We start from the raw sequence: 21,283 nt of genomic DNA on the forward strand, positions 1-21,283 counted from the left end.
CGCTCCCACAGTTGAACCGCGTTGTTTTAGAGAAAGCGTTTCACACCGCTGGTGTCGAGGCTGTTGCGGTGGCTGCCGAGAATCCATGATCTGAAATGCAAATGAACAGGTGGGAGCGGGCTTGCTCGCGAAGGCGGAGTGTCAGCCAACGAATGTTTCGACTGATACACCGCTATCGCGGGCAAGCCCGCTCCCACAGTTGAACCGCGTTGTTTTAGAGAAAGCGTTTCACACCGCTGGTGTCGAGGCTGCTGCGGTGGCTGCCGAGAATCCATGATCTGAAATGCAAATAGACAGGTGGGAGCGGGCTTGCTCGCGAAAGCGGAGTGTCAGCCAACGAATGTTTCGACTGATACACCGCATTCGCGGGCAAGCCCGCTCCCACAGTTGAACGGCGTTGTTTTAGAGAAAGCGTTTCATACCGCTAGCGTCGATCAAGAGGCTATGGCGCCTTGAGCACGATTTGCTGCACATCGACCTTTTTCGGGATCAGGCCGTTGGCGAAGAACAGGTCGGCAGTGCGCTGCTGGTTAGCGATGTCGATGGCTTCCAATGGGCGAATCGGCGCGGGCGAGCGGTGTTCGAAGTAGCTTTTGACCACGGCCGGTGGCAGGCCCAGGGTCTTGGCCATCAACGCGATGCTTTGCTCGGGTTGGTCCAGGGATAGACGCTGCGCCTTGGCCAGGGTTTTGATAATCGCGGCGATCGCGTGCGGGTGCTGCCGGGCAAACGGGCTGCTGACCACAAAGAAACTGCCGGCCGGATTAAGGCCCTGGCCGTCCCCCAATACGCGGGCCGAGCCGTCCACTACCGCGGCCGAGTAGTACGGGTCCCATACCACCCAGGCGTCCACCTTACCTTGCTCAAACGCGGCGCGGCCGTCGGAGGGCGACAGGTACACCACATCCACATCCTTCCATTGCAAGCCGGCGCGCAGCAGGCTTTTGAGGAACAGGTTGTGTGCGCTGGAGCCTTTGAGCAGCGCCACACGCTTACCCTTGAGTTCGGCCACGTGCTGAATCGTGCTGGTTTGAGGCACCAATACCGCTTCGGTCTTGCCGTCGTTCGGCTCGACGGCGAAGTACTGCAAATCAATGCCGGCGGCCTGGGCAAAGATCGGCGGGATGTCACCGATATTGCCGATGTCCAGGCTGCCGCCGTTCAACGCTTCGATCAGCGGCGGGCCACCGAGGAATTCGACCCACTGCACCTGGGTGCCAGGCAACGCCTCTTCGAAGAGTTTGTGCTCACGGGCCAGCACCATGCTCACCGAGCTTTTCTGGTAACCGATGCGCAACGTGGAGGGTTCGGCTGCCAACACGTGACCGGCAACCAGCGAGAGAACGACCGCAGCGAGGACTTTCAGCATCAGAGCGCTCCCTTGACCTTGGCCGCCACATCCGCTGGCACCCACTGTTGCCAGACTTGCGGCTGCTCTTTGAGGAACGCCAGCGCGACTTGGCGCGGCGGCTCACGCTTCTCGCTCATCTGCGCGAGGATGCCGTTGAGCAAGTCGATCGGCAGGTCGACTTTTTCAAAGAACGTGACCAGTTGCGGGTGCTGCGCCTTGAACGGCGCCGACACGCCAATCGCCAAGTGCGCCGGCATCGAGCGGGTGCCGATGGGGTGCGGGTTGTTGGCGTCGGCCAGGGTTTTCCAGGCGTCGGCGTTGAACGGCGGTTCATCCAGCTTGATCAGCTTGAAACGACCGAGCAGTGGGGTCGGCGACCAGTAGTAGAACAACACCGGTTTGCCGCGGCGGATCGACGACGCCACTTCGGCATCCAGCGCCGCACCGGAGCCGGTGCGGAAGTTGACGAAGGTGTCGGTCAGGCCATAGGCCTTGAGCTTCTGGCTGTTGACGATTTCCGAGGTCCAGCCGGTGGGGCTGTTGAGGAAGCGGCCTTTGCTTGGGTCTTCGGGGTCGCGGAACACATCCTTGTAGCGCGCCAGGTCGGCCACTGATTTGAGGTCCGGCGCCAGGGGTTTGATGCCGCGCTCGGCATCGCCCTTGATCACGTATTCGGGCACCCACCAGCCTTCGGTGGCGCCTTTGACCGTGTCGCCCAGGCCGAAGACTTTGCCTTCGGCTTCAGCCTTGACCCACGCCGGACTGCGCCCGGCCCACTCTTCACCAATCACCTGAATATCGTCCTTGGCCAGGGCGGCTTCCAGGCTCACGGTGCTGCCGGGCAAAGTGTCAGTGGGCAAGCCGTAGCCTTTCTCGACGATCAGGCGCAGCACTTCGGTGATCAGGTTGCCGCTTTCCCAGGTGATGTCACCGAAGTGGATCGGTTTGACCGCTTCGGCGGCCTGGGTTGGCTGTGTCAGAACAGCGAGCGCCAGCAGCGAGCCACCGAGCAGGTTTTTTAGGTTTCTCATGAGTAGCCTCTTGGAGGTTCGATTCACAACGTATTCAAAGTGGGCACGGACAATGTGGAAGCTGGCGTGCCTGCGATGCAGGCACCTCGGTTGTTCAGGGGGACCGAGGTGATACCTTCGCAGGCAAGCCAGCTTCCACAGGGAACGAGTGAAGTGTTCAGGCAGCATTGACGGTCACCCACAGGCCGGTGCGGCGGTTCATTCCAGGCCCAGCCGCAGGCAACGGTTGAACGCACGGGCCATGTAGTCGCTGACCGAGCGCTGGGAAATCCCCAGTTCGGCGGTGATCTCTGGGTAGGTCAGGCCATTGAGTTGCGACAGCAGGAAGGTCGCCTTGACCTTGGCCGGCAAGCCGTCGAGCAACTGGTCAATGGCTTGCAGGGCTTGGAATATTTGCGCGAGGTCTTCGGGCGACGACGCGGTGCAAGTTTCGTCGTTAGCCAGGGCGGCGAGGTAGGCGCGCTCCAGGTCGCGGCGACGCCACAATTGGTACATCAGCCGCAGTGCGATGGTGGTGAGCAAGGCGCGGGGCTGTCGGATCGGCAGCACGCCCGGCGCACTCAGGAGCTGGGTAAAGGTATCGGCGGCGATGTCTTCGGCGTGTGCACGCGAATCGAGGTGGCGGTGCAAACGGCTGCACAGCCAGTCGTAATGACTGCGGAACAATCCGCCCACGTAATCGCTGTGAGAAATATCGGCGCCGGACATAGTGGCTCCATCTGAGTAGGTTGCACGTTATGTCCGGTGTTCCGGTGGAGCGATCCTAGCAAGGCTGCTTATTCTTTAATAATATTTAAAAGGTATTTTTATATAACCTTATTGAAGCTTTGAATAGCCGACGTCAGCGGCTCGTTGCTGGTAGTCCAGCAGCACCTGATAGTGATCTTCGCTGGCCGGCAGGACTGCCTGTATCCCCAGCGTTTTGACGACATCCGGTAAATCCTGCAATGCCAGGTTCATCACCTCACGAATTCGCATCACCTGCTCATCGCTCAGGCCCAACGGCCCGATGTAGGGCAAGGTCGGGCTCGGCGCGCTGTGAGTGACAATGCGCAGCCCCGCCACTTCCTGCGGGGCGAAACGGGCGAGGTAGTCGTAGGTGACGCTGTCGATGGCGGCAAGATCAGCGCGGTCTTCGCGCAGCCAGCGCAAGCTTTCGCGGTGGGCACCGCTGATGCCGACGCTGGCGAAGAAACGACCGTCGCGTTGCAACGGCGCCAGGCGTTCGCGCAGCAGGTTCATGCCGCTGTTGGAATCGTGGCCGTTGATCACGCCGCGGCTGTTGTAGAAGTCCGCCAGTTGGGTGTGCGGGTTGGCGTTGCGGGTGAGCAGCAGGCTGCAATGCTCGCCATGGCTGCTGTGGTCCAACTCATAGCGCGGGCGACCGATCACGCGCACCTTGCCGCGCAGTTGGGTTATCAACGGGTAGCCGCAGGTTTGGCTGACGAGCAAATCAGGGGACAGCCACAGGCTGGGCAGGTCGAGGTGGTCGGCGTTACGACGGGTCAGGTTCAGGCGCTCGAAGATGCGTGCCAGCCAGCGCTGGTTGGCGTGCTGCACCGCTTCGGGCGCGACGTACATTTGCAGCTCGGCGTAGTGGTCACTCATGGTCGTCTCTCACGCAAAAGGGTGCCGGGGGCTGTCGATGGCCTTAAGGCCGTGGCGGCTGATCAACTGGCCATAACCCTGCACCAGAAAGCCGCCGCTGCGCGCCACCCACTGTTCGCGGCGGGCGCGGTAGACCGTGGGCAGCCAGTACCAGGGCAATTTCGGCAAGTCATGGTGCACCAGGTGCAGGTTGTTATTGAGGAACAGCCACGTCCACGGCCACGCCGCTTCGTTGAGCACGGTGCGCTGCGCCGGTTGCAGGTGCGGGCGGTGTTCATAGTAGGAACGGATCGACGCCAGGGACAAGGCCGGCACGGTGACCAGCAGCAGGTAATGCCACACCGGCAGCGCACTGTAGTGGGCGATAAAGCTCAGCATCAAGACGGTCATGGCGCCGTGGGCCAGCCACATCGGCCACACCTGCGGTAGGCGCTGGAACTCATGACGCGCCAACCGGCCAATGGCCAGCGGCGCGGCCAACACGAAGCGGCCGAGCACGGTTTTGGTCAGCCAATGCACACCTCGTTCGAACAACGAGCTGGCGTCCCATTGCTGTTGATTGAGGTAGCGGCTTTCCGGGTCGATACCCGGCAGGGTCAGGTCTTCATCGTTGTGGTGCAGCAGGTGGCTGTTGCGATACAGCGTATAGGGATACCACACGGCAAAGGGCGCGTAGCCGAGCAGTTTGTTCACAAGCAGGGAACGGGTGGGATGGCCGTGGAGCAGCTCGTGTTGCACCGACAGCCACAGCGTCACCAAAGGAATCAGCAACAGGGTGCTGAGCCACAGGCCGAGCCAATGGCTGCCAAGTATCACGGCGAACCAGCCGGTATACACGCCGATCAACAGCAGCCAGGTCGGCCATTCGGTTTTTGCAGTAAAACTTTGCGCCAGGGCTTCGATTTCCCGGCGCTGGGTCAGATCAAGGTAGTTGGCCATCGGCAGCTCAGAGCAGGTGTTTCCTGCTCTGTGCCTTGAGGCGGGAAAATCTTGCAGATCGTTTGGTTCTAAGCTTGTAACTCAGTGACCGAACAGGCCTGACTCGGATTTCTTGGTTTTCTTGTCCGCGCGTTTTTCATCGGCGGTTTTTGCCGGTTTTTTCTTCGCGGCTTTCTTTGAATCCATACCTTTGGCCATGATGCATGCTCCACTGAAAGGGGATGTAACACTGGGTATACCACCTATTGCGCGGCAGAAGGCGCTTATAATCCCCGGCCCTTGAGAATGTTGCCCAAACACCATGCCTGAACTGCACATCGAACCGCTGGCAGAGCCGCTGTGGCCGCTGCTGAACAAGTTTTACCGCCGCCATGATTCGTCGATGAAGGCCATGAAAGGTGGGCGTTTATGGGTAGCGCGGGACGGCGAGATTGTGGCCGGGTTGTGCCTCTCGCCTGTGGTGGGTGGGCAGTGGCTGACCGCGGTGTTTGTCGACCCGGCTTATCGCGGCCAAGGGCTGGCGGCGCGCTTGATTCTGCAGGCGGTGGCCGATGTGCAGGGGTGCGTCTGGCTGCTGTGCCATCCCGACCTGGAAGGTATGTATCAGCGCATGGGGTTCACTCAGGATACGCTGCTGCCGCAATCCCTCAGCGAGCGGTTGGTGCGCTACAAACGTAACAAGCCAATGATCGCGATGGGGCTTATAACCAACGCAAAGGTCGACCTCGAATAATGTGTGATCAGCCGGTCCAGAGCCCATGCTAGCCTCGACGGCACAGTGGCCCTTTACAGGATGATCATGAAAACGACGCTTGCAGCTCTGTCCCTCACCGCTCTCCTCGCGCCCACCTTCAGCCAGGCAGCTGATGCGCCGATTACCGCCGAGCAATACACGAGCGTGCTTGCCGGCAGTTGGCGCGCCTCGGCCAACAGCGCGCGCGACGGCTATCGTCACCCGCAGCAAACCCTGGCGTTCTTCGGCTTGGGCGCCAGGCAGACGGTGATCGAAATCACCCCCGGCGCCGGCTGGTACAGCGAAGTGCTGGCGCCGCTGCTCAAGGACCACGGGCATTACATCGCCGCCGTGCAGGCAGCCAGCAGCAGCGCTTATGCACGTACCTCCGAAGAGAACCTGAAAAAGAAATTCGCCGCCGACCCGACGCGCTATGCCAAGGCCCAAGTGGTGGAGTTCGACCCTAAGGCGCCAGTGTTCGGCAAACCTGCTTCGGCCGACGCCGTGCTGACTTTTCGCAACGTGCATAACTGGGTAGCGGCCGATACCGCAGACGCCACGTTCAGTGCGTTTTACACGGTGCTCAAACCGGGCGGCGTGCTGGGTGTGGAAGATCACCGGGCCAAGGACGGGGCGGACCTGGAAGCGATCAAGGACAGTGGTTACCTGACCACGGCCCAAGTGGTGAAACTGGCGACCGATGCCGGGTTCAAGCTGGCTGGGCAGAGCGAAGTGAACGCCAACCCCAAGGACACCAAGGATTATCCGGGTGGCGTCTGGACGTTGCCGCCGACATTGAAGTTGGGGGAGCAGGACAAGGTCAGGTACCTGGCGATTGGCGAGTCGGATCGGATGACGTTGCGGTTTGTTAAACCTGTCAAATAGTTCGGTTTGAAATGCTATCCCAATGTGGGAGCGGGCTTGCTCGCGAAAGCGGAGTGTCAGTCAATGTATTCGGTGACTGATACACCGCTTTCGCGAGCAAGCCCGCTCCCACATTTTCGATCTCAGTATGGCTGAGCGTTACTCGTCAGCATTCGGGTCCATGTCCGGAAACATCACTTCGATAAACCCGAACTTGCTGAAGTCGGTAATCCGCGACGGGTACAAACGGCCGATCAGGTGGTCACATTCATGCTGCACCACCCGCGCGTGGAAGCCCTCGGCGACGCGCACGATGGGTGCCCCCTTGGGATCAAAACCCTCGTAGCGGATCTGCTGGTAACGGTCCACCGCGCCACGCAGACCGGGCACGGACAGGCAGCCTTCAAAACCTTCTTCCAGTACCGGGCTGAGCGGCGTAATCAACGGGTTGATCAAGATGGTCTGCGGCACCGGAGGCGCCTCCGGGTAACGTTCACTGGCCTCGAAACCAAAGATCACCAGTTGCAGGTCGACGCCGATCTGCGGGGCGGCCAGGCCGACGCCGCCGACGCTTTCCATGGTCTGGAACATGTCATCAATCAATTGCCACAGCTCGGGGCTGTCGAACATTTCCGGCGGAACCGGTGGCGCGATGCGCAGCAGGCGCTCGTCGCCCATTTTCAGGATTTCACGGATCATCGATCAGACTTCGTCGGTAGTGGGCTTGGAGTGGTCCCGGCCTAGGCCTGAGACGTGCTGTTTTTCATCCGTGTGCGTGTTTTCATCGAACTCCTTTTCCCCCGGGTCCTTGCCTTCGGCCGACATGTGTTCGATCACGGCATTCATCTCGGCCCCGAGCAACAGCACGGCGGCGGAAATATAGAAGTACAGGAGCAGGACGATGATCGCGCCGATACTGCCATACATGGCGTTGTAGTCGGCGAAGGTTTTGACGTAGTAGCCGAAACCCAGGGAGGCGATAATCCACACCACCACGGCCAGCACCGAGCCGGGTGTGATGAAGCGGAATTTCTGCTGCACATCAGGCATCACGTAGTACATGAGGGCTACGGAGAACATCAGCAAAATCACGATCAGCGGCCAGCGCAGGATGGTCCATAACGTGACCACGAATTCCTGCATGCCGATCTGCCCGGCGAGCCACCCCATCACCTGCGGGCCGAGCACCATCAGCGCAGCGGCGGCGAGCAGCATGCCGGCGATGCCGATGGTGTAGAAAATCGACAGCGGGAAACGCTTCCAGATCGGCCGGCCTTCGACCACGTCGTAGGCGGCGTTCATCGCACTCATCATCAGCCGCACACCGGCCGAAGCGGTCCACAAGGCGATCACGATACCGACGGACAGCAAGCCACCCTTGGATTGCTGCAACTGGTCGATCACCGGGTTGACCTGTTCAAGGGCCTGGGGCGGCAACACCAGTTCCGACTGCATACGCAGCCAGGTGAAGAAGTCCGGCAGGTGCAGGAAACCGATCAGGGCAATGAGGAACAACAAAAAGGGAAACAACGAGAACAGCATCTGGTAGGCCAGTGCCGAGGCGTAGGTGGGCATTTCGTCATCGATAAACTCTGTGACGGTGCGCATCAACACTTTGTGGAGCTTGAGGCCGTCTAGTACCGGAAAAATCATAGCGTCTCCTTTCGCCGCATAAAAGGGTGAGGTCGTGGGCGACTCAGGGGCCGTTTTCTACATCAAAAGTAGCCTATTTGGCGACTTTGAAACAATGACGAGATTTTAGTTGCAACGTACGACATAAAAACGGCCATCCGTGGATGGCCGTCGGGCTGCACGAACACAGCCAGCGATTCAGGGTTACTTGACGGCTTTTTTTACCGCATCTTTGGTATCACCGATGGCTTTTTCGACCTGACCTTTCTTCTCCTGCACGACACCTTCAGCGCGCAGCTTGTCGTTGCCGGTGACTTTGCCGGCGCCTTGCTTGATGTTGCCGACGAGTTCATCTTTCAAACCTTTTGCCTTATCCGATGTGCTGCTCATGGTATTTCTCCGAAAGAACAATCAAGGGTTTGGGTCATTACGTAAAGATTGACCCGAAGCGGTTGCACAGAGTTTCAATTATTTTTCAGTGGGTATTTCATCGAGCATTTGCGCATCCGTTGCAGGTTTGGCTTTATGTTTTGCCGCCAACCCACGAGAATGCCCGGCACATTCAGGCTATATCGCTGAATAACAGATCCCGTAGGAAGGTTATGAAACTCAATAAAGCACAGGCCATCGCCCGCAGAAACCAGGAACTGGGCGGTGCCGTACTCGGCGTCAACAACTGCCACTTCACCGACCTGGACAGCAAACGCAACATCTGGTGGTTCGACCTGCCGGTCGTGCGTATTGGTGTGGGCCAGTACGAGTGGATTCACCTGCTGATGCACAACGCCGAGACTGACCAGTTGCTGCACCTGAAGGTGCCGACTGCGTTCCTGCGTGAAAAGCTCGAAGGGCTGGTGGTGCGCAATGCGAACAAGCGCAAGCCGGAGATCACCCTGGAGCTGAGCGCCGACAAGGATTCGTTCCTGAAAGATGTGCGCCCGGCCGGTGCGGGTGTGAGCTTCGCGCAGTTTGCCGTGTAGCAACTCGGTCAAAGACTGTGGGAGCTGGCTTGCCTGCGATAGCGGTGGGTCGGCCAGCCCGGTAGTGACTGATGTACCGCCATCGCAGACAAGCCCGCTCCCACACTGGATTGCGCTCCAATCCAGGCATTAAAAAACCCCGCATGGCGGGGTTTTTTATTGGGTTACTTTTTGAGGCCCAGCTTCTTCAGCTCTTCATCGCGCAACTCACGGCGCAGGATCTTGCCCACGTTGGTGGTCGGCAACGCATCACGGAACTCAACGGCCTTGGGCACCTTGTAGCCGGTGACATTGGCGCGCATGTGTTCCATCACCTGGTCCTTGGTCAGGGTAGCCCCTGGCTTGACCACGATGAAGATCTTGATGTGCTCCCCGGATTTTTCGTCAGGCACGCCAATGGCCGCACACTGCAGCACGCCCGGCAGGGTCGCCAGCACATCTTCCAGCTCGTTCGGGTAGACGTTGAAACCGGAGACCAGAATCATGTCTTTCTTGCGGTCGACAATGCGCATGTAGCCATCCGGCTGGATGATCGCGATGTCGCCGGTCTTCAACCAGCCTTCGCTGTCGAGGATCTCGGCGGTAGCGTCTTCACGCTGCCAGTAGCCTTTCATCACCTGTGGGCCTTTGACGCACAGCTCGCCGATTTCACCCAGGGCCAGTTCGACGCCGTCATCGGTGATGACTTTGCACACGGTAGAGGGCACCGGAATGCCGATGGTGCCGATCTGGATGTTCTGGATCGGGTTGACCGTCGCCACCGGGCTGGTTTCGGTCATGCCGTAACCTTCGCAAATATTGCAGCCCGTCACGTCTTTCCAACGCTCGGCCGCTGCCAGTTGCAGCGCCATACCGCCGGACAGGGTGACTTTGAGCGCGGAGAAGTCCAGCTTGCGGAAGCCTTCGTTGTTGCACAGCGCCACAAACAGAGTGTTCAGGCCGACAAAGCCGCTGAACTTCCACTTCGACAGTTCCTTGACCATCGCCGGCAAGTCGCGCGGGTTGCTGATCAGAATGTTGTGGTTGCCGATCAGCATCATCGCCATGCAATGAAAGGTGAAGGCATAGATGTGGTAAAGCGGCAGCGGCGTGATCAGGATCTCGCAACCTTCATTGAGGTTGGAGCCCATCAGCGCCTTGCACTGCAACATATTGGAAACCAGGTTGCGGTGGGTGAGCATTGCGCCCTTGGCCACGCCGGTGGTGCCGCCGGTGTATTGCAGCACGGCGACATCGCCGCTGGCCGGGCTGGCATCATTGACCGGTTGGCCGTGCCCCTTGGCCAGCACGTCGTTGAACTTGATCGCCTTGGGCAAGTGATACGCCGGGACCATTTTTTTCACGTACTTGATGACGCTGTTGATCAGCAGGCGCTTGAACGGCGACAACAGGTCAGCGACTTCGGTGACGATCACGTGCTTGACGGCGGTCTTGGGCACGACTTTTTCAGCCAGGTGCGCCATGTTGGCCAGGCAAACCAGAGCCTTGGCTCCGGAATCATTGAATTGGTGTTCCATTTCCCGCGCGGTGTACAGCGGGTTGGTGTTGACCACGATCAGGCCCGCACGAATGGCGCCGAACACGGCGACCGGGTATTGCAGGACGTTGGGCAGTTGCACGGCGATTCGATCGCCAGGCTTCAAGTCGGTATGCTGTTGCAGGTAGGCGGCGAAAGCGCCGGACAATTCGTACAGTTCACCGTAGGTGATTGTCTTGCCCAGGTTGCTGAAAGCCGGTTTGTTGGCGAAGCGCTGGCAGGACTGTTTCAGTACCGCCTGAATATTTTGATACTCGTCTGGATTGATGTCTGCAGCAATCCCGGCGGGGTACTTATCCTTCCAAAAGTCTTCGTTCATGGAAGCCCACTCCTCAGCGACGCGAATTCATCATCGCATTTGATGCGATTATTATTGGTGTATGTTTTTTTAAGGTGAGTCTGGCGCTTTCAAGCAGGCCGAGAAGTCACAAAGCGCGCCGAGAGTAGCAGCTTTGCCAAAGGCCGCCTAGAGCCAAAAGAGGGCCCTACAGTCATAAACATGACTCAAGAATATGCAGTAGTCATTTTTAGAGCAAAGATTCTATAACGCTTAAAATCGCTCTGGAATGCGCCTTTCAGCACAATAAATAACAATGTGGGAGCGGGCTTGCTCGCGAATGCAGTGCTTCAGTCGATACATCTGGTGACTGATACACCGCATTCGCGAGCAAGCCCGCTCCCACATTTTTTAAACGCACTTCATATCAAGCGATGTCGCGCAGCTCCCGCCGCAGAATCTTGCCTACCGGCGTCATCGGCAACGACTCGCGCAACACAATATGCTTGGGCACCTTGTACGCGGTGAAATTGGTCTTGCAGTATGCCTTCAGTTCCTCAAGGCTGACGCCCTGCGTACGCGCCACCACAAACAGCTTCACCGCCTCCCCCGTGCGATCATCCGGTACGCCGATCACGGCGCAGTTGGCTACCGCCGGGTGGGCCATCACCACGTCTTCGATCTCGTTGGGGTACACGTTGAAGCCCGAGACGATGATCAGGTCTTTCTTGCGATCAACAATGCTCACGAACCCATCGGCATCGATCACCGCGATGTCACCGGTTTTCAGCCAACCCTCAGCGTCCAGGGTCTCGGCGGTGGCTACCGGTTGCTGCCAGTAGCCCTTCATCACCTGCGGCCCCTTGATGCACAGCTCGCCGCGCTCACCCAAAGGCAGCTCGCGCCCTTCGTCGTCGATAACTTTCATCGCCGTGCCCGGCACTGGAACACCCACGGTGCCCAGGCGCGACTGGCTGCCATACGGGTTGGTGCTGGCCACCGGTGAGGTTTCGGTCAGGCCGTAGCCTTCGCCGATGGAACAACCGGTCAACGCTTTCCAGCGCTCGGCGGTGGCCTTGACCAGTGCCGTGCCGCCGGAATTGGTGATCTTGAGGTGGGAGAAATCCAGGGTCTTGAAGTCCGGGTGGTCCATCAGCGCTACAAACAGCGTGTTCAGCCCCAACAGGCAGGAGAACCGCCACTTTTTCAGTTCCTTGATAAAACCGCCGATGTCCCGCGGGTTGGTGATCAGCACGTTGTGGTTGCCGGTCACCATCATGCACATGCAGTTCGCCGTGAATGCATAGATGTGGTACAGCGGCAGCGGCGCGATCATCACCTCCTGGCCTTCTTTCACCAGCGGCTGGCCGTCGTCGGTGAGTTGGGACATGCACGCCCGCGCCTGCTGCATATTGGCGACCAGGTTGCCATGGGTGAGCATCGCGCCCTTGGCCAGTCCAGTGGTGCCGCCGGTGTATTGCAGCACCGCGATGTCATCCAGGGTCACCGGATGCCGAATCAGGCCCTGCCCTGCGCCCATGCGCAACGCGCGCTTGAACGATACCGCCCGTGGCAGGTGGTAGGCCGGGACCATTTTCTTCACCTTGTCGACCACGGTGTTGATCAGCCAGCCCTTGGCGGCCGGCATGAAGTCGCCCATCCTGGCTTCAATGAGGTAGTCGATCTCGGTATCGGTACACACTTCCTGCACGCGCGAACCGAACAGGTTGAGGTAGACCAGCGCACGCACACCAGCGTCCTTGAACTGGTGGCGCATCTCGCGCGGGGTGTACAAGGGGTTGGTGTTGACCACGATGAGCCCGGCGCGCAACGCGCCAAACACCGCAATCGGGTAATGCAGCACGTTGGGCATCTGCACCGCAATGCGCTCGCCAGGCTTGAGGTCGGTGTGCTGTTGCAGGTAGCTGGCGAACGCCGCACTCTGGCGCTCAAGCTCAGCGTAGGTCAGGGTGATGCCCATGTTGCTGAATGCCGGACGGTCGGCAAAGGCCTTGCAGGAACGTTCGAAGACTTCGATCACCGACTTGTAGGTGCTGAGGTCGATGTCATTGGGAACGCCCGCCGCGCGTTTGTCATTCCAGAAATCAGGTTGCATTATTCTTGTCCTCTTACCTGAGTGTGTCCGGCCGCTGCAGCTGTAAAAAGCAGGCTGCTATAAAAAGCGGAGCTTTGGGGACGTTAGCAGCTATGGCCAATCAGGCAAATACAGGAAACAGCGTCATCAATTGCGTGAATCTTCCTACAAGGGCCTGCACAGATCAGATGCAAGCCTGGGGATGAGCTATACACTGCAACGACCTCGAGCAAAGGAAGCGCCATGAACCACAGCACCTTCTGGCTGACCGCGAATGACCGCAGCCGCCTGTACGTCAATCAATGGCTGCCGGAAGGCCCCGCCAAGGCCATGATCATGTTGTCCCACGGCATGGCCGAGCACAGCGGGCGTTATGCAGGCCTGGCCGACGCGTTGTGCACAGCCGGCTATGGCGTGTATGCGCTGGATCAGCGCGGTCATGGCCGCACCGCCGACGAGGGCACGCTGGGGCTCTACGCCGAGAAGGATGGGTGGAACAAGGTGGTCGGCGACCTTGCCAGCCTCAACCAGCACATCGGCCAACAGCAGCCGGGGCTGCCGATCATTCTGCTGGGGCACAGCATGGGCAGCTATATCGCCCAGGCCTACCTGTTGCACCACAGCGCCAGCTTGAAGGGGGTGATTCTCAGCGGTTCAAACTTCCAGCCGGTGGCGCTGTACCGCGCCGCCGGGGTGATCGCTCGCCTCGAACGGGCACGCCAGGGCTTGCGCGGGCGCAGCGCACTGATCGAGTTCCTGTCATTCGGCTCGTTCAACAAGGCGTTCAAGCCCAACCGCACGGCGTTTGATTGGCTCAGCCGCGACCCGAATGAAGTCGATAAGTACATCAACGATCCGCTGTGTGGTTTCCGCTGCACCAACCAGCTATGGATCGACTTGCTGGGCGGCTTGCAGCAAATCAGCAAAGCGTCCAATCTCGAACAGATCGTCCCAGGCCTGCCGATCCTGGTGATGGGCGGAGAATGTGATCCGGTGAGTGAAGGCAAGCGTCTCAAAAACCTGGCCCACGCACTGCGCGAAGCCGGCTGCCAGAACCTGCAACTGAATATCTACCCGCAGGCGCGTCATGAAGTGTTCAACGAAACCAACCGCGATGAAGTCACAGCGGATGTACTGACGTGGCTCGACCAGACACTGGCGCTGCACAGGCCGACCCGCTGCGAATAAATTTACGTTTAAAATCAAGATTTTAGAATCAGCCAATTAAATTAGCGATTAGCCACAGGATGTACCTTTAGATGACTCAGGTTACCAACACCCCGTACGAAGCCCTCGAAGTCGGCCAGACCGCCAGCTACAGCAAGACCGTCGAGGAGCGCGATATCCAGTTGTTCGCCGCCATGTCCGGCGACCATAACCCCGTGCACCTGGATGCCGAGTACGCCAAAGCAACCATGTTCAAGGAGCGTATCGCCCACGGCATGTTCAGCGGCGCCCTGATCAGTGCGGCGGTTGCCTGCGAGTTGCCTGGGCCGGGCACCATTTATATCGGCCAGCAGATGACTTTTCAGAAGCCGGTAAAAATCGGCGACACCCTGACCGTGCGTCTGGAAATCCTCGAAAAGCTGCCAAAATTTCGCGTGCGCATTGCCACCCGTGTATTCAACCAGCGCGATGAGCTGGTGGTCGATGGCGAGGCGGAAATCCTCGCGCCACGCAAGCAGCAGGTCGTGACCTTGACCGAGTTGCCGCCGATCAGCATCGGCTGATTGCAGCGTCAAGGTTAATACCAAGCACATGTGGGAGCGGGCTTGCTCGCGAAAGCGGTGGGTCAGTCACCTGAGAGGTTGACTGACCCACCGTCTTCGCGGGCAAGCCCGCTCCCACATTTGTTACACAGCAGGTCTTACGACTGAGCGCGAGCCTGGTTACGCAGGGCTTTCACCTGATCGTGGTTGCGTTGTGCGCCGTGGAACTGACGCTCTACCAGGTCACGAATACCCAGCAGGTTGTGCTTGTTGATCTTCTCGATCGCTTCCTTGTAAGCCTTCAGTGCGTGGTCTTCACCGCGCTCGGCTTCGTTCAGGACAGCCTCTTCATCTTTACCGGTAACCAGCGACTTCACGTCGACCCAGCCACGGTGCAAGGCGCCGGCAACCGAACCGGATTTTTCCGGGTCGCCGCCCAGGGCTTTAACAGCGGTCTGCAATTCGGCGGCAGCGGTGGCGCAGTCGGTGGAGCGCTTGACGAACAGGGCTTTGAGCTCTGGGTGCTTGATGTCTTCAGCACAGGTCGCGAAGCCTTTCTGGCCGTCTTTGCTGGTCTCGATCAGGTCGTTCAGTACGGAGATCGATTCTTTATTGATGTCAGTCATTTTTCAATTCCTTGTGCGGGTTAAGAAACGTGTCTTAATGATTGCAGCGCCCGTGCCAAGTTTTTAAAAAAGTATTTTTCTTTATTTTTCAATGACTTAAAAATTAATGAACCATCTGTATGTACGTTATTTGCATGATCTGTCATTTGGCCTTCATGCAGAATGCCTGTATTTTCCAAGGTCTCGACTCAAACACTGAAGCCCATGAACCCCGAAAAACTCGAACTGCTGATCACCCGTGAAATGCCCTTCGGCAAATACAAGGGACGGATCATCGCCGACCTGCCCGGCCCCTACCTGAACTGGTTTGCCCGTGAAGGTTTCCCCCACGGCGAGCTGGGCGGTTTGCTGGCATTGATGCAGGAAATCGACCACAACGGCCTGTCCGAACTCTTGGAACCGCTACGCGTAAAACACGGCAAACCCGCCCCTCGCCATTAAGAGCCAATGCCATGCCAAGGAACGCAGATAACGAACGCCACTGGCAGGCCATTGCCCAGCACTATGAGCTGGAGCCTGGCCCGATCAATCTGGAAAACGGCTATTTCGGGCGCATGAGCCGCGCAGTACGAGCGCAGTACCTGGAGCACGTTGCATTTATCAATCGCAGCAACTCGTTGTATGTGCGCCAACGGTTCGAGCAAGGTCAAAACGTCGAGATCCTTGGCCAACTGGCCGGGCTGATTGACGCCGACCCAGAGGCGATTGCCTTCACCCGCAATGCCACCGAAGCGTTGCAGTCATTGATCCGCAACTACAACGGCCTGCAACCGGGCGACCAGGTGCTGATCAGCGACCTCGAATACGACACGGTCAAAGGTGCGATGCGCTGGCTGGCTGGCTATCGGGGCGTGGAGGTGATCGAGGTGTCCCACACGCACCCGGCCACTGTCGACAGCCTGGTGCAGACGTATCGCGATGCGTTCGCGCGGTACCCGCGCCTCAAACTGATGGCCCTCACCCACGTCACCCACCGTACCGGGCTGGTGATGCCGGTCGCGGCAATCGCCAGCGCCGCACGCGCGCATGGCGTCGACGTGATACTCGACGGTGCCCATGCCCTGGGCCAGATCGAGTTCAACCTTGCCGAACTGGGCATTCAGTTCGCCGGCTTCAACCTGCATAAATGGATCGGCGCACCGCTGACCCTGGGCTTTCTCTATATAGCCCCTGAGCGCCTGGCGGATATCGACCCGGACATGGGCGAGTTCCACTATCCCGCCAACGACGTGCGCGCTCGTACGCCCTACAGCACGCCGAACTTTCCAGCCCTGATGACCTTGCCGCTGGTGATGGAGGAACACTGCTCATTGGGTGGCTCGGCGGCCAAGGGCGCGCGCGTCAATTACCTGCGCGACTTATGGGTGAGCCAGGTGCGTCAATTGCCCGGGATAGAGGTGCTGACGTCGGATGACCCACGGCTGTATTGCGGGATCACGGCATTCAAGTTCATTGGCCGGGATCAGCAGGCGATGGCGGACCGGTTGCTCAAGGAGTACGACCTGTTCACCACTACCCGTGTCGGGGCAGCGTTTGGCACGTGTATTCGAGTGACGCCGGGGATGGTGACTTCGGCGGCGGATATCGGTGTACTGGTCAAAGCGATCACTGAACTAAACGCGGATTAAAAATGTGGGAGCTGGCTTGTGTGGGAGCGGGCTTGCTCGCGAATACGGTGTGTCAGTCAACGAATATGCCAACTGAACCAGCGCATTCGCGAGCAAGCCCGCTCCCACATTAATCGGTGTCGGATTCGAGTTTTTCGCAGGCAAAAAAAAGCGGCACACCGACCAAGTGCACCGCAAAAATGCCGTTAAGCACAGCAACAACGATTCGGTAAATCAGATCAGTCCAGCAGCGCCAGCGCCTGTGCGGTGACTTCCTGGATGCGTGCCCAGTCGCCGTTCTTGACCCATTCCGGGTCCAGCATCCAGCTACCGCCCACGCACATTACGTTTTTCAACGCCATGTAGTGTTTGATGTTGGCCGGACCCACGCCGCCGGTCGGGCAGAATTTCACTTCGCCGAAAGGGCCGCCGAGGGCCTTGATGGCCGCCACGCCGCCGCTGACTTCAGCCGGGAACAGCTTGAAGCGGCGATAACCCAGGCCATAGCCTTCCATGATGCCTGAGGCATTGCTGATGCCTGGCAGCAACGGGATCGGGCTGTGCACGGAGGCTTCCAGCAGGTCGCGGGTAATGCCTGGGGTGACGATAAATTGCGAGCCGGCCACTTCCGCCGCTTCGAGCATATGACGATCGAGTACGGTGCCGGCACCGGTGCACAGTTCAGGGCGTTGCTCACGCAGTACCTGAATGGCCTTGAGGCCGAACTCGGAACGCAGGGTCACTTCCAATGCGGTCAAGCCACCGGCTGCCAGGGCATCGGCCAACGGCAGGATGTCCTGTTCGCGGGCGATGGTAATCACCGGCAGGATCCGCGCCTTGGCGCAGAGGCTGTCGATCAGGGCAACTTTATCCGCCATGGACACGGTCGATTGAGGGCTTTTCATAGCGGCTGATCCTTGGCTCATGGGCACCAGTAAATCTCTAAAGTAGGTTGCAAAAACGCGCGAATCGGCATGGCAGCAACGTCGTCACTGGCCAGCGCGGCGCTCAAGGTGGTCAATTTCGAGCTGCCGGAAATCGACAGCACGGTGTAGTGGGCCGTGGCCAGCAGTGCACGACTCATGGTCAGGCGCTGGTGCGGCACGCTCGGGGCCAGCATCGGCCAGCAACGGCGGGAGCCATCAGCTTTCAATGCTTCGCTCAGGTTCGGGCTGTTGGGAAACAGCGATGCGGTGTGGCCGTCATCGCCCATGCCCAGTACCAGCACATCAATGGCTTGCAGCTCGGCCAACTGGCGATCGGCCAGTTCGGCGGCGTCTTCCAGATTTGCGGCAACGTTGTACAGGCTGAGGAACGTGGCCTTGGCCGCCGGCCCTTGCAGCAGGTATTTCTTCAGCAGGCCGGCATTGCTGTCGGCATGCTCCACCGGCACCCAGCGCTCATCGGCCAGGGTGATGGTGACGTTGGACCAGTCCAGGTCTTGCTTGGCCAGGTTCTGGAAAAACGCCACGGGGCTGCGACCACCGGACACCACCAACGTGGCCGCGCCACGGGCGCTGATGGCCGTGCGCAATTGCCCCGCCACGTCATGGGCCAAGCCGTCCGCCAGCAACGTGGGCGAGCGGTACTCATGGGCTGTTACACCCTGAGGCAGTTTCAATTCAGATATCGCCATACCAAGACCTCCCATCCCGCGTGATCAGTGCAATCGAGCTCATCGGCCCCCAGGACCCGGCCGCATACGGCTTGGGCGCATCACCGGATTTTTTCCACCCGGCGATCAACTGGTCACACCATTTCCACGCGGCTTCGATTTCATCTTTGCGAACAAACAGGTTCTGATTGCCGCGCATCACTTCCAGCAATAACCGCTCGTAGGCATCGGGGATCCGCGCGCTGCGATAGGTGTCGGAAAAATTCAGTTGCAGCGGGCCGCTGCGCAGTTGCATGCCCTTGTCCAGGCCCTGCTCCTTGGTCATCACACGCAAGGAAATACCTTCGTCCGGCTGCAGGCGAATGATCAGTTTGTTGCTGATCTGCAGGCGCTGCTCGGGCGCGAAGATGTAGTGCGAGGGTTCCTTGAAGTGGATGACAATCTGCGACAGTTTTTGCGGCATGCGTTTGCCGGTGCGCAGGTAGAACGGCACCCCGGCCCAACGCCAGTTACGAATATCGGCACGCAGGGCGACGAACGTTTCGGTGTCGCTCTGGGTGTTGGAGTTTTCTTCTTCCAGGTAACCCGGCACCGGCTTGCCGGCGCTGTAGCCGGCGATGTATTGGCCGCGCACCACTTGAGTGGTCAAGCCTTCCGGACTGATCGGCGCCAGGGCCTTGAGTACCTTGACCTTCTCGTCACGGATGCTGTCGGCGGACAGGTCGGCCGGCGGGTCCATGGCAATCAGGCAGAGCAGTTGCAGCAGGTGGTTCTGGATCATGTCCCGCAGTTGGCCGGCCTTGTCGAAGTAACCCCAACGGCCTTCGATACCAACTTGCTCGGCCACGGTGATTTCCACGTGGGAGATGTAGTTCTGGTTCCACTGGGTTTCGAACAGGCTGTTGGCGAAACGCAGGGCGATCAGGTTCTGGACGGTCTCTTTGCCCAGGTAGTGGTCGATGCGGTACGTGCGGTTTTCCGGGAAAAACTGCGCCACGGCGTCGTTGACCTTGCGCGAGGATTCCAGGTCCGAACCGATGGGTTTTTCCAGCACGACTCGGGTGTTTTCCGCCAGGCCGACCTTGGCCAGGTTTTCGCAGATGGCGCCATACACCGCCGCAGGCGTGGCGAAATAGGCGATCAGACGTTGTTCGGCACCGACTTTTGCGGCCAGGATGACGTAGTCATCGGCGTTCATGAAATCGACGTGCACGTAGGCCAGGCGTGCGAGGAAGCGCGCTGCCACGGCTTCATCCAGTTCCTTGCCGACGTATTTACGCAGTTCTTTTTCGATATGGGCCAGGTGCTCTTGCTCGGACCCGGCTTCACGGGCCAATGCCAGGATGCGCGTGTCGTCGTGCAGGAGCCCGGCGCCATCGAGTTGATAGAGTGCAGGAAATAACTTGCGCAGCGCCAGATCACCCAAGGCGCCAAACAGGGCAAAGGTGCAGGGTTCTACGGTTATCAAAGGCATGATGTTTGTTCTTTTATCAAGTTAAGCTACAAATACCTTTTTTCAAGGCATCACTCAAGGAAAAATGTAGTAATAACCACAACATTTTCCCAAAATACGCATTCCGAGTGGTGGTGTTCAGCTACCCTCAGTAGGATAGGCCACCGCAAAGGGCCACTCGTCGATGGGTTACCGCCCTTTATTTGCATCGTCGCCCGAAGGAAAGACTGAATGGACCGCGTGCGAAATCTTCTGGAACAAATCCGGAACCGCCTCGAAGAATTGAACAAGGCTGAGAAAAAAGTCGCCGAGGTCATCCTGCTCAACCCGCAGCAGGCGACCCGCTTCTCTATCGCAGCCCTCGCCCAAGCCGCCTCGGTCAGTGAACCGACGGTCAACCGTTTCTGCCGTTCGTTCGGTGTCAGCGGTTACCCTGAACTTAAATTGCAGCTGGCGCAAAGTTTGGCCAGCGGTGCGGCGTATGTCAGCCGCGCCGTGGAAGCCGATGATAACCCTGAGGCCTACACGCAGAAGATCTTTGGCAGCGCCATTGCCTCGCTGGACAGCGCCTGTCAGGCCCTGGACCCGGCCCTGATCAGCAAGGCCGTGGACCTGTTGATTCAGGCGCGGCAGATCCACTTCTTCGGCCTGGGCGCGTCGGCGCCGGTCGCCATGGATGCGCTGCACAAGTTTTTCCGTTTCAACCTGTCCGTCACCGCCCATGCCGACGTACTGATGCAACGCATGATCGCGTCGGTGGCGCATACCGGCGAGCTGTTCGTGATTATTTCCTACACCGGGCGTACCCGTGAGTTGGTGGAAGTGGCGCGTATCGCGCGGGAAAACGGCGCCTCGGTGCTGGGCGTCACCGCCGAAAACTCGCCGCTGGCCAAGGCCAGCACGGTGAGCCTGAACATTCCGCTGCCGGAAGACACCGACATCTATATGCCGATGACCTCGCGGATCATTCAGTTGACGGTGCTGGATGTGCTGGCAACGGGCATGACCTTGCGCCGTGGCGTGGATTTCCAGCCGCACTTGCGCAAGATTAAAGAGAGCTTGAATGACAGCCGGTATCCGGTGGGGGATGAGTTCAACTAGCAGGAATCTCTACCAACAGTACCGACCCTTTCGCGAGCAAGCCCGCTCCCACATTCGACCGTATTCCAAAGTGTGACCCGGTCAAAATGTGGGAGCGGGCTTGCCCGCGATGGCGCCATCAGCAA

The 21,283-nt window shown here is 59.1% G+C and carries 22 protein-coding genes; 8 read left to right on the forward strand and 14 right to left on the reverse strand.

Annotated elements, in window-relative coordinates; translation table 11 throughout:
- Positions 1-442 precede the first annotated feature (442 nt).
- From ACDZ94_RS01460 to ACDZ94_RS01480, 5 genes are all read right to left on the reverse strand, one after another.
- Positions 443-1,369, reverse strand: coding sequence for an aliphatic sulfonate ABC transporter substrate-binding protein (locus ACDZ94_RS01460; RefSeq protein WP_407016274.1), 927 nt, complete (start codon positions 1,367-1,369; stop codon positions 443-445).
- The gene (locus tag ACDZ94_RS01465; RefSeq protein ID WP_432750977.1) at positions 1,369-2,382 is read right to left on the reverse strand and encodes an ABC transporter substrate-binding protein; all 1,014 of its coding nucleotides are present in this window, start codon (positions 2,380-2,382) and stop codon (positions 1,369-1,371) included. The genes ACDZ94_RS01460 and ACDZ94_RS01465 overlap by 1 nt, the downstream gene beginning before the upstream one ends.
- Positions 2,383-2,580: 198 nt before the next feature.
- Positions 2,581-3,090: a sigma-70 family RNA polymerase sigma factor gene (locus ACDZ94_RS01470; protein ID WP_432750978.1), complete on the reverse strand. Its 510-nt coding sequence runs from the start codon at positions 3,088-3,090 to the stop codon at positions 2,581-2,583.
- Between the two features lie 108 nt (positions 3,091-3,198).
- A complete protein-coding gene (locus tag ACDZ94_RS01475) occupies positions 3,199-3,990 on the reverse strand; it encodes a phosphate/phosphite/phosphonate ABC transporter substrate-binding protein (RefSeq protein ID WP_432750979.1) in 792 nt (263 codons plus the stop codon).
- A 9-nt stretch (positions 3,991-3,999) separates the two neighbouring features.
- A complete protein-coding gene (locus ACDZ94_RS01480) occupies positions 4,000-4,929 on the reverse strand; it encodes a fatty acid desaturase (RefSeq protein ID WP_262666127.1) in 930 nt (309 codons plus the stop codon).
- 301 nt (positions 4,930-5,230) lie between these two features.
- Between ACDZ94_RS01480 and ACDZ94_RS01485 the strand changes: the two genes are divergently transcribed.
- Together ACDZ94_RS01485 and ACDZ94_RS01490 are read left to right on the forward strand one after the other, a co-directional pair.
- Positions 5,231-5,662: a GNAT family N-acetyltransferase gene (locus ACDZ94_RS01485; RefSeq protein ID WP_064453857.1), complete on the forward strand. Its 432-nt coding sequence runs from the start codon at positions 5,231-5,233 to the stop codon at positions 5,660-5,662.
- A gap of 66 nt (positions 5,663-5,728) precedes the next feature.
- A complete protein-coding gene (locus tag ACDZ94_RS01490) occupies positions 5,729-6,547 on the forward strand; it encodes a class I SAM-dependent methyltransferase (RefSeq protein WP_432750980.1) in 819 nt (272 codons plus the stop codon).
- A 138-nt stretch (positions 6,548-6,685) separates the two neighbouring features.
- Here ACDZ94_RS01490 and def read toward each other — a convergent pair whose 3' ends face one another.
- The 3 genes from def to ACDZ94_RS01505 form a co-directional block, all read right to left on the reverse strand.
- Positions 6,686-7,225 (reverse strand): peptide deformylase, encoded by a 540-nt coding sequence (gene def / locus ACDZ94_RS01495; protein ID WP_064453859.1) that lies wholly within the window; start codon positions 7,223-7,225, stop codon positions 6,686-6,688.
- 3 nt (positions 7,226-7,228) lie between these two features.
- Complete coding sequence (locus tag ACDZ94_RS01500; protein ID WP_432750981.1) at positions 7,229-8,179, reverse strand: YihY/virulence factor BrkB family protein; 951 nt, start codon at positions 8,177-8,179, stop codon at positions 7,229-7,231.
- Between the two features lie 183 nt (positions 8,180-8,362).
- Complete coding sequence (locus tag ACDZ94_RS01505) at positions 8,363-8,548, reverse strand: CsbD family protein (RefSeq protein WP_259763496.1); 186 nt, start codon at positions 8,546-8,548, stop codon at positions 8,363-8,365.
- Between the two features lie 212 nt (positions 8,549-8,760).
- On the opposite strand from ACDZ94_RS01505, the gene ACDZ94_RS01510 reads away from it, so the two are divergent.
- Complete coding sequence (locus ACDZ94_RS01510) at positions 8,761-9,138, forward strand: hypothetical protein (protein WP_053257688.1); 378 nt, start codon at positions 8,761-8,763, stop codon at positions 9,136-9,138.
- A 164-nt stretch (positions 9,139-9,302) separates the two neighbouring features.
- On the opposite strand, the gene fadD1 is transcribed toward ACDZ94_RS01510, so the two are convergent.
- Positions 9,303-10,994 (reverse strand): long-chain-fatty-acid--CoA ligase FadD1, encoded by a 1,692-nt coding sequence (gene fadD1 / locus ACDZ94_RS01515; RefSeq protein WP_221295538.1) that lies wholly within the window; start codon positions 10,992-10,994, stop codon positions 9,303-9,305.
- Positions 10,995-11,379: 385 nt separating this feature from the next.
- Complete coding sequence (gene fadD2, locus ACDZ94_RS01520; protein ID WP_432750982.1) at positions 11,380-13,068, reverse strand: long-chain-fatty-acid--CoA ligase FadD2; 1,689 nt, start codon at positions 13,066-13,068, stop codon at positions 11,380-11,382.
- Between the two features lie 222 nt (positions 13,069-13,290).
- Between fadD2 and ACDZ94_RS01525 the strand changes: the two genes are divergently transcribed.
- Together ACDZ94_RS01525 and ACDZ94_RS01530 are read left to right on the forward strand one after the other, a co-directional pair.
- Positions 13,291-14,235: an alpha/beta hydrolase gene (locus ACDZ94_RS01525; protein ID WP_064453864.1), complete on the forward strand. Its 945-nt coding sequence runs from the start codon at positions 13,291-13,293 to the stop codon at positions 14,233-14,235.
- A 71-nt stretch (positions 14,236-14,306) separates the two neighbouring features.
- Positions 14,307-14,777 carry a MaoC family dehydratase gene (locus tag ACDZ94_RS01530; protein ID WP_024077080.1) on the forward strand — a complete coding sequence of 157 codons (471 nt, stop codon included), beginning with the start codon at positions 14,307-14,309 and terminating at the stop codon, positions 14,775-14,777.
- Positions 14,778-14,914: 137 nt separating this feature from the next.
- Here the strand turns inward: ACDZ94_RS01530 and ACDZ94_RS01535 are convergent, their stop codons facing one another.
- On the reverse strand, positions 14,915-15,382 hold the full coding sequence (locus tag ACDZ94_RS01535; protein ID WP_083357075.1) for a ferritin-like domain-containing protein: 468 nt from the start codon (positions 15,380-15,382) through the stop codon (positions 14,915-14,917).
- Positions 15,383-15,586: 204 nt separating this feature from the next.
- Between ACDZ94_RS01535 and ACDZ94_RS01540 the strand changes: the two genes are divergently transcribed.
- Together ACDZ94_RS01540 and ACDZ94_RS01545 are read left to right on the forward strand one after the other, a co-directional pair.
- Positions 15,587-15,823, forward strand: a complete 237-nt coding sequence (locus tag ACDZ94_RS01540; RefSeq protein WP_017139191.1) for a DUF3820 family protein — start codon at positions 15,587-15,589, stop codon at positions 15,821-15,823.
- Between the two features lie 11 nt (positions 15,824-15,834).
- Positions 15,835-17,010, forward strand: coding sequence for an aminotransferase class V-fold PLP-dependent enzyme (locus tag ACDZ94_RS01545; protein ID WP_432750983.1), 1,176 nt, complete (start codon positions 15,835-15,837; stop codon positions 17,008-17,010).
- Positions 17,011-17,228: 218 nt separating this feature from the next.
- On the opposite strand, the gene ACDZ94_RS01550 is transcribed toward ACDZ94_RS01545, so the two are convergent.
- From ACDZ94_RS01550 to zwf, 3 genes are read right to left on the reverse strand one after another with little or no spacing between them, the layout of a single operon-like run.
- Positions 17,229-17,894: a bifunctional 4-hydroxy-2-oxoglutarate aldolase/2-dehydro-3-deoxy-phosphogluconate aldolase gene (locus ACDZ94_RS01550; RefSeq protein ID WP_064453867.1), complete on the reverse strand. Its 666-nt coding sequence runs from the start codon at positions 17,892-17,894 to the stop codon at positions 17,229-17,231.
- A gap of 17 nt (positions 17,895-17,911) precedes the next feature.
- A complete protein-coding gene (gene pgl, locus ACDZ94_RS01555; RefSeq protein WP_432750984.1) occupies positions 17,912-18,625 on the reverse strand; it encodes a 6-phosphogluconolactonase in 714 nt (237 codons plus the stop codon).
- The gene (gene zwf / locus ACDZ94_RS01560; RefSeq protein WP_221295542.1) at positions 18,612-20,078 is read right to left on the reverse strand and encodes a glucose-6-phosphate dehydrogenase; all 1,467 of its coding nucleotides are present in this window, start codon (positions 20,076-20,078) and stop codon (positions 18,612-18,614) included. Before zwf ends, pgl begins: the two co-directional genes overlap by 14 nt.
- A 219-nt stretch (positions 20,079-20,297) precedes the next feature.
- Here zwf and ACDZ94_RS01565 point away from each other — a divergent pair, with 219 nt between their 5' ends.
- The gene (locus ACDZ94_RS01565) at positions 20,298-21,158 is read left to right on the forward strand and encodes a MurR/RpiR family transcriptional regulator (protein ID WP_169875662.1); all 861 of its coding nucleotides are present in this window, start codon (positions 20,298-20,300) and stop codon (positions 21,156-21,158) included.
- Positions 21,159-21,283 lie beyond the last annotated feature (125 nt).

The sequence above is a fragment of the Pseudomonas sp. UBT genome (assembly GCF_050915955.1).
In the GTDB taxonomy this organism is placed as follows: Bacteria; Pseudomonadota; Gammaproteobacteria; order Pseudomonadales; family Pseudomonadaceae; genus Aquipseudomonas; species Aquipseudomonas antarctica_A.

Coding starts and splice junctions, on each gene's coding strand:
- ACDZ94_RS01505 (WP_259763496.1), bottom strand. CDS start 8,548: ATGAGCAGCACATCGGATAAGGCAAAAGGTTTGAAAGATGAACTCGTC.
- ACDZ94_RS01500 (WP_432750981.1), bottom strand. CDS start 8,179: ATGATTTTTCCGGTACTAGACGGCCTCAAGCTCCACAAAGTGTTGATG.
- ACDZ94_RS01485 (WP_064453857.1), top strand. CDS start 5,231: ATGCCTGAACTGCACATCGAACCGCTGGCAGAGCCGCTGTGGCCGCTG.
- fadD1 (WP_221295538.1), bottom strand. CDS start 10,994: ATGAACGAAGACTTTTGGAAGGATAAGTACCCCGCCGGGATTGCTGCA.
- pgl (WP_432750984.1), bottom strand. CDS start 18,625: ATGGCGATATCTGAATTGAAACTGCCTCAGGGTGTAACAGCCCATGAG.
- ACDZ94_RS01475 (WP_432750979.1), bottom strand. CDS start 3,990: ATGAGTGACCACTACGCCGAGCTGCAAATGTACGTCGCGCCCGAAGCG.
- ACDZ94_RS01480 (WP_262666127.1), bottom strand. CDS start 4,929: ATGGCCAACTACCTTGATCTGACCCAGCGCCGGGAAATCGAAGCCCTG.
- ACDZ94_RS01545 (WP_432750983.1), top strand. CDS start 15,835: ATGCCAAGGAACGCAGATAACGAACGCCACTGGCAGGCCATTGCCCAG.
- ACDZ94_RS01490 (WP_432750980.1), top strand. CDS start 5,729: ATGAAAACGACGCTTGCAGCTCTGTCCCTCACCGCTCTCCTCGCGCCC.
- ACDZ94_RS01470 (WP_432750978.1), bottom strand. CDS start 3,090: ATGTCCGGCGCCGATATTTCTCACAGCGATTACGTGGGCGGATTGTTC.
- ACDZ94_RS01550 (WP_064453867.1), bottom strand. CDS start 17,894: ATGAAAAGCCCTCAATCGACCGTGTCCATGGCGGATAAAGTTGCCCTG.
- ACDZ94_RS01510 (WP_053257688.1), top strand. CDS start 8,761: ATGAAACTCAATAAAGCACAGGCCATCGCCCGCAGAAACCAGGAACTG.
- ACDZ94_RS01525 (WP_064453864.1), top strand. CDS start 13,291: ATGAACCACAGCACCTTCTGGCTGACCGCGAATGACCGCAGCCGCCTG.
- zwf (WP_221295542.1), bottom strand. CDS start 20,078: ATGCCTTTGATAACCGTAGAACCCTGCACCTTTGCCCTGTTTGGCGCC.
- ACDZ94_RS01540 (WP_017139191.1), top strand. CDS start 15,587: ATGAACCCCGAAAAACTCGAACTGCTGATCACCCGTGAAATGCCCTTC.
- ACDZ94_RS01460 (WP_407016274.1), bottom strand. CDS start 1,369: ATGCTGAAAGTCCTCGCTGCGGTCGTTCTCTCGCTGGTTGCCGGTCAC.
- ACDZ94_RS01535 (WP_083357075.1), bottom strand. CDS start 15,382: ATGACTGACATCAATAAAGAATCGATCTCCGTACTGAACGACCTGATC.
- fadD2 (WP_432750982.1), bottom strand. CDS start 13,068: ATGCAACCTGATTTCTGGAATGACAAACGCGCGGCGGGCGTTCCCAAT.
- def (WP_064453859.1), bottom strand. CDS start 7,225: ATGATCCGTGAAATCCTGAAAATGGGCGACGAGCGCCTGCTGCGCATC.
- ACDZ94_RS01465 (WP_432750977.1), bottom strand. CDS start 2,382: ATGAGAAACCTAAAAAACCTGCTCGGTGGCTCGCTGCTGGCGCTCGCT.
- ACDZ94_RS01530 (WP_024077080.1), top strand. CDS start 14,307: ATGACTCAGGTTACCAACACCCCGTACGAAGCCCTCGAAGTCGGCCAG.